Genomic DNA, 6894 nt, shown 5'->3' on the forward strand with positions numbered 1-6894 from the left:
ATTTTACTTAAGAAATAATCACTTCCAAAGAATCTTGATAAATCTATATACTGACTTCTTGTTTCCAGTAAATATTTCGAATTCGGGTCTTTACTCTCTGTAAATAATTTACTTTGAGAGCTCGTAAATACTCCCGGATTAAATGGTATTGTTCCTGTCGTTATTATATCTATTACTGCCGTTCTATCTACATGGACTGATACTGGATCATAATACAAGTCTACATCCACATCTTTTGAAGTTATTGTACTGGGGTCTACTACTGCTCCTGTTCCTATTTTACTATAATCATATCCGTTATTTATTGTTGGTGTTCCTTCTATTATTACATTGTTACCTTCTATTAATGATACACTGTCTGCTATGTTATAGTCTCTTGATGCACTTGACAATCCTCTGTCTATTTTTGCATTATAATAAGTTATTGTATGCGACCCACCTGTGCTTGCATATGTTTCAAAAAACTTCACCGTTTCATTTCCATCATAGACTTTTATCGTTGAAACATCTGTCACATTTTCTATTTTTTCTACCTTATCCGTTATTCTTAATGTTCCCCCTGAACTTATTTTGGAATTTCTATTCTCTATTTCCTTTACATCTAATGTTAAATTCCCTCCTGATAGGATTCTTCCTCCTTTTGTTACCAGTTTACTTGTATCAACATAACCTTCTAATACCTTTGTACTATATTCCGTTGTTGAATCTCCTACATTTGGTACTGTTATTCCTGAATAATAGAAATTATATGGATTTGAAGAATTATTATCCAAGACCTTTTCATAGGCATTATCATAATCAACAGCACTTTTGTAATTATCCAATACTTTCCAATTATCCAGTTCTGTTATTAAACTACTGTTTCCTGTCTGGGCATATGTATCATCAAGGTTCCGCCATACACTTTCATAAATATACTGACCGTCCCAAGTTATCCAGTAAAGTCTATACTGTCCTGATACTTCCCCACTGTTCAAAAGCTTATTACCACTTAACAGGATATTTCCTCTGCTGTCTATTATTCCTCTTGTATTATCCAATAAATTAAAGCCTGTTATATTTAAAGTTCCCTGACCTACTATTTCACCTTCTGTATTATCTACATCTCCTGTCAGGATATTTAGTTCGTTATCACTATATATTGAAGATCCCTGATTTACAAGTTTTGTTCCTTCTATATCCAGTTTATCAAGAAATATTATCAAATCCTTATTTTCAATGTTATTTCCCGATAATTTACCTCTTTCCCCTTCTATCATAGAATTATTTAATATATTTCCTGTTGCAAGTAACTCCACATTACTCGCTGATATTGTTAAGTTATTAGTAATATCTATCCCTGATAACCTTAATAACCCCGAACTTATTGTATTCCCATTATTGGTTATATTAAGTCCTGATATTAATAAATTATCTATTCCTTGGATTTTTCCTTCTAGTAATAAATTTCCTGTCATACTTAGATTAATATCATTACCTCTTATTGTCCCTGTTGCATTATCATATGAAAACAGGCTCTGTAAATTTATTGTTGTTGACTCTATAGAACTTCTATTTATTAATGACGAGTTATTTAAGTTTATACTACCATTCGAAGCTAACTTCCCTGTATTATTTAAACTTGTATTATTTGCCGTTATTACTTCTTCTGCTAGTATCTGTCCGCTGTTAGTTAATACCGGTGTTGTTATTTCTATATTTTTGGAAGCTATTATTCCCTGGTTATTTATATTATTACTTCCTTTTAATTTAGATGTCTCCACTACTGTTATCTTATTTGTATTTGATATATTTGTACTCTCTACATCTAAATATGTTGTTACTATTTCACCAGTATTGCTAAAAGTAAAGCCTTTAGATACTATTTTATCTGATACTTTTAGTGTTCCTGTATTTGCTAAATCTTTTGTATCTACTAATCTCCCTACATTTATTACATTATGATTTTCAAGATTTGAAGATATTATAAAACTTCCATTTGTATTTATTTCTCCATGATTTACTGCGTTACCAACTGTATTTATTCCTTCTACTGTTGATACTTTTCCTGTACTTTTATTCTCAATATTTTTTGTACTCAATTTCTTATTTGTTACTACTTCCCCACTGTTATTAAGGTTCTCTACATTAATATTATTCTCTGCTGTAAGTTTCCCAGTATTCACTGTATCTTTAGCTGATAATTCCCCTGTTGTCTGGACACTTCCTGAATTAGTCAGGTTTTTATCTATTTTAATGCTGTCTTTTCCATAGAGTGTTCCCGCATTATTTGTGTTTCCTTTTATGTCTAAGTCTTTATCAGATATAACTTTACCTGTATTAGATACATTCCCGTCTACTGTAATCCCGTTCTCACTTTGTAAATCCGATTTATTAGTTAAGTCTTTTCCTACTTTTACGGAATTCTTTCCGTATACTAATGAATCTGATTCCAGATTACCTTTTATTTCCAAGCTTCCTTCTGATATTAACTGACCCTTATTTTTTGTGTCTCCACCTATAGTTACATTGCTTTTTGAATAAAGGTTAGTTTCATTGTTCAAATTTCCACTTATTTCTATTTCCTGTGCCTGTGTTCCACTTCCTCTTAATGTTGTATTATCCGCTTCTACTGTTAGTCTTCCTTCTGTGTATGTTGAACCTTCCTGTGTGAAATTCTTTGCCTTTATATCAACACTTTCAGTTCCTTGAACTTTCGACAAAATCAAACTTCCGTCAACATTGATTTTAAGCACCTTTTGGCTTATCATATCGCCCTTAACAGCAATATCCGTTCCAACTGCTTTTAGGTATATATTACGACCGTAGATTCCACCTACTACTGATGATGATATTAATACTTCTCCGGGATTATCTCCCTGCTTTATTACTTCCTTCGTTCCTGTATTATAATCATATTGTCCGCCTATTAAAGTTAAGTCATTTCCATTTAATTGTCCATTTACCTGAATACTCTTTGCAAGTAAGCTTAAGTTCTCTGCTGCATTTCCGTTAAAGCCTGCTCCTATTTCTATTCTACCATTCCTTACCATTATTGTCATTAAATCATCACTTACATGACCTGTTGTAAAGGTTACATTTCCAAATCTACCTGCTAAGCCCCCGTTTATATACAAACCATTCGGGTTGCTGAAGATCATATCCATTTTTCCCGTACTCGCTGCTTCTATAAATCCATTTATCACTGATGGGTCTTTATGTACTCTTATTAGTACCGCCCTTGCCGGATTTCCTGTATAATTCTCATTTGGAGCTATTATTCCTCCGAGTTCACTTCGGTAACCTGCTCCTTCTTTCGGTGATATATTATTCAATATCAGGTTTTTCTCATCAACGCTTAGTCTATCAAAATCATTAACTGAGATACCCGTATTCCCCGGATTTGAAAGTTCAATCATCGGGGTTCCATTAGGGGCTGTTATCACTCTTGCTGTCGAACCATCCCTTGTTTTTATTAATTCATTCGCAAAGGTCATACTATTTAAGAACATTACCAATAACATTCCTATTGCTATATTACGTTTTATAAACTTATTCCATTTCCTTTCCTTCATTATTTCCTCCTTATTTATCAAAAAAATCAACATGTATAAAATATAAATTTGGTTACAGAGTTTTCCATAGCTTTATCTTTATTTTCCATGTTGATTTTTTACTTTTTTTATTCTTTGAATTATTATATAATTTCCTTTGTTTTATGTCAATAGTTTATTACATCTGTGTGAAGTTTACCCGAACTTTTTTCTCTAAATATTTTCTTAACTCACAATTTTGTGTTATAATATTACTAAATTTTTAAATCAAGGAGATCATTTATGAAAAAAATAATTTTTATTATGCTTGCTTTATTTTCTACATTCTTAATTGCCGAAAAAACTCCAACTTATTCAAACTTAAATGACATTAAGAGTTTTTCTTTTTATTCTGGTAACACTCTAAATAAGATTGATTCATTAATAGCAGTCATTCCTTCTAAAAATAAGTATTACGTCAATGCTGATAAATTAAAAACAAATCTGGACATTTATACAGTCAATAGCATAATCAATAGCTCTAATCGTCTTTTAGAAATTTCAAAAAATAAAGATTTTAATATTAAATCTGCTATTTTGATGAATACTCCTATAACTATTGATAGAGTACAAAAGAAGAAATTTAACACTATTTCTTTAAATGATGGTTTTATCGAGGATATGTTTAAAAGAGCTTCTGAAAATGAAAATTTCCTCACAACTACTCCTGAGCAAGACATTATATTCATAAATATCAATTTGCCTTAACTCATTGCCTTTAAATAAAAAGACACTTTTAATCTAGTGTCTTTTTATTTAAAAATTTATTTTCTTTATCCTCTGGCAATAAGTCAAATTCATCATTTATTATTATCTTTCCTGTCTCTAATTCTACAGTTGGTGTGTTTTTTATGACGCTACACTCTACATCAAAACCTGATTCTAATATTCCTTCTACTGACATTCCCATTACCATACATCCTATTTGCGTCCCAACTATCTGCTCTAAGTTAATTTTCTCTCGATATTCTTCGTATAGTTTTTCATCCAAACATTTCATCCCTAATAAAGCATATACTTTTCCAGCTACTGTTTCCGAAGTCAAAAACAGTTCCGTTAATAGCTCTTCGGAATACGATATATTCTCAAACGCCCATCTAGTCAAGGGTTTTTCCCCAGCAATTCCTACTCCTGATGAATCAACGCCATTAGAATTTTTCAAAAGAATCATACTCTCATCTATCGTCAAATTTCTAAAACTTACTTTATTTTCATTATATTTTTCATAGATAGATTGTAATATTGTCTCCCTTTCTTTCTGCTTTTTCGATTCTTGTTCACTAATTTGAGTTGCGTTTATAATAACTACTTTAAATAGCATTACCAATATTACTAAAATTATTTTTAATTTTTTCTCCAACTTAATACCTCCAATCTCGCATTTGAATTATACACTATTTATTTGATAAAAAAAAGAACCTGAATTATTCAGGTTCATCATCTTTCAATTTCTCTAATATATTTCCTATCTTTTTGGGCATTTTTATTCCCATTATTGATAAGTTCTCTAATATTGATATTCCTTCCGTTCCTATTACATAACACAGCATTATTGTTCTGAAACTTAGTCCTGCATCATCTAATACTGTTACCTTATCAAGTCCCTCTCCCACTCCGATAGCTACCAAATACATCGTTTTCCGCAGTATTCCCTTCCAACCTTTGTTAGAATTTATACTCTTTGTCATTACTCCTTTTGACAGTCCTGTTACATAATCTAATAATATGAACATTCCTGCAACTATTAACAATGTATCTGCTCCACCCAAGAAATATACTGCTATGCTTCCTATTACTGTTAATACTGTAGATATTTCTAATTTCGTTGTCATTTCTAAGCTCTCCTTCCTACCACTTGATGCCCGCTTTTATTCCTACTCTTGCCTCTTCAAGCTTATTTATCTGACCTTCAATATACCCTTCCAGGTATCCTCTGTCTTTTTCTGTTATTTTGAGATTTGTTGTGGTATTGAAATCCTTTGTGGTATATTTTGTATTATTTAATATGTTATCTACTGTCTTGGATACTATTACATCAGGTATGCTGTTTATTACACTGTCCTTATTATTTGTAACTACTACTTCTTTTGCTACTTCCAATAAATCTATTTCCAGCCAGAATAATTCTATTATAAATTTCCAGACTTTATTTCTTGTACTGCTTAATGCCCATGCTCTTAAAGTATTCAGAAGGACTGCCAGTTTTACCTTATTTAATAGCTTACCACCTTTGATATCTAACATTTTTACCAGATATTCAGTAATGTCTTTTAATTTCTTTTTCTTGTACAGGAAATATATTCCTGCTACTGCTATTACTACTGCCAATATTATATATATTTTCATTTTTGATACCTCTTTCTTCTAGTTTTTAAAGGATGTCCTTAATATCCATTTTAAGGACATTCTCTATTTTATTACTTTCTAGCCCTTTATATATTCTTTTATTGCTGATACCAGAGCTCTTGCTAACTCTGCCTTTTTTTCATTTCCTCTTTTGAGATCCCCGTCATTTGTTATGAAAAATGATTCTAACATTACAAATGGAACTTTAGTATCTCTAAACATTGTCCACCCTCTTTGATTCAATGCATCAGCATTATCTAAAGGTTTTCTCCTTATTTTGATTCCCCTGTCTGGCAACCCTAAAACTCCTACCAATCCTTTTTGAATCAGTCCTGCAAGCTTTTTGCCTTTTTCGCTTGTATGCCAGTACAATGTCTCTGTTCCAGAAGCTTTTATATCACTGTTTAGGTGAAAAGATAAAATAATATCATCTTTTCCTGATTCTTTATTTAAATCCTGGACTAACTTTGTGATGCCGGTATCTCTAAAGACTATCTGGTTTTTAATACCCTCTTTCTTTAATTCTGATAACAGATAGTTTTCTACAAAATCCTTATTCCACATAAATTCATTCATCCCGGTTTTGGAATTCACAGCCCCGTAGTCTATTATTTTTTTCCCGCTAGCCGAAGTTTTGCTTCCTCCGTGACCTACATCAATAAGTACTTTACCACTCCAATTGATTGGATTTATAGACTTCTCAACTTTCACAGTAAACAGTGTCATGAATTCCTCTGTTGTTTCTCCTATTCCGGTTATTTTATAAGTTTGTCCTGATTCTTCAAATTCTACCCCTATTAATTCTTTCGGGTCTTTATATCTGTGTTCCATATTTCCTCCTTTAATCATTCGTTATGTAAGAAAAACTTATATGTTGAGCAAACTCAACTTTTCTTGTTGTTGCTGTGGCATAACCGCCAATTACCATATTACCTGAGCTTGTTAATGATATATTGGGAATTACATTAATATCTGA

5 protein-coding genes and 1 pseudogene are annotated in these 6894 nt (G+C 31.6%); 1 reads left to right on the plus strand and 5 read right to left on the minus strand.

Going from position 1 to position 6894, the window contains the following annotated elements; translation table 11 throughout:
• Positions 1-3554, minus strand: a pseudogene (locus NK213_RS18490) (filamentous hemagglutinin N-terminal domain-containing protein); the annotation flags it as partial.
• A gap of 261 nt (positions 3555-3815) precedes the next feature.
• Between NK213_RS18490 and NK213_RS18495 the strand changes: the two are divergent.
• The gene (locus NK213_RS18495; RefSeq protein ID WP_253352000.1) at positions 3816-4280 is read left to right on the plus strand and encodes a hypothetical protein; all 465 of its coding nucleotides are present in this window, start codon (positions 3816-3818) and stop codon (positions 4278-4280) included.
• A gap of 28 nt (positions 4281-4308) precedes the next feature.
• Here NK213_RS18495 and NK213_RS18500 read toward each other — a convergent pair whose 3' ends face one another.
• The 4 genes from NK213_RS18500 to NK213_RS18515 all read right to left on the minus strand — a co-directional run bounded on the left by NK213_RS18500 (position 4309) and on the right by NK213_RS18515 (position 6749).
• Entirely contained in the window at positions 4309-4932 is a 624-nt protein-coding gene (locus NK213_RS18500; RefSeq protein ID WP_253352002.1) for a hypothetical protein, read from the minus strand.
• Between the two features lie 64 nt (positions 4933-4996).
• Positions 4997-5404, minus strand: a complete 408-nt coding sequence (locus tag NK213_RS18505; protein WP_253352004.1) for a holin family protein — start codon at positions 5402-5404, stop codon at positions 4997-4999.
• Between the two features lie 16 nt (positions 5405-5420).
• Positions 5421-5918 (minus strand): hypothetical protein, encoded by a 498-nt coding sequence (locus NK213_RS18510; protein ID WP_253352006.1) that lies wholly within the window; start codon positions 5916-5918, stop codon positions 5421-5423.
• A 78-nt stretch (positions 5919-5996) separates the two neighbouring features.
• Positions 5997-6749: an N-acetylmuramoyl-L-alanine amidase gene (locus NK213_RS18515; protein WP_253352008.1), complete on the minus strand. Its 753-nt coding sequence runs from the start codon at positions 6747-6749 to the stop codon at positions 5997-5999.
• Between the last annotated feature and the right edge of the window lie 145 nt (positions 6750-6894).

It is taken from the genome of Sebaldella sp. S0638 (assembly GCF_024158605.1).
Lineage (GTDB): Bacteria > Fusobacteriota > Fusobacteriia > Fusobacteriales > Leptotrichiaceae > Sebaldella.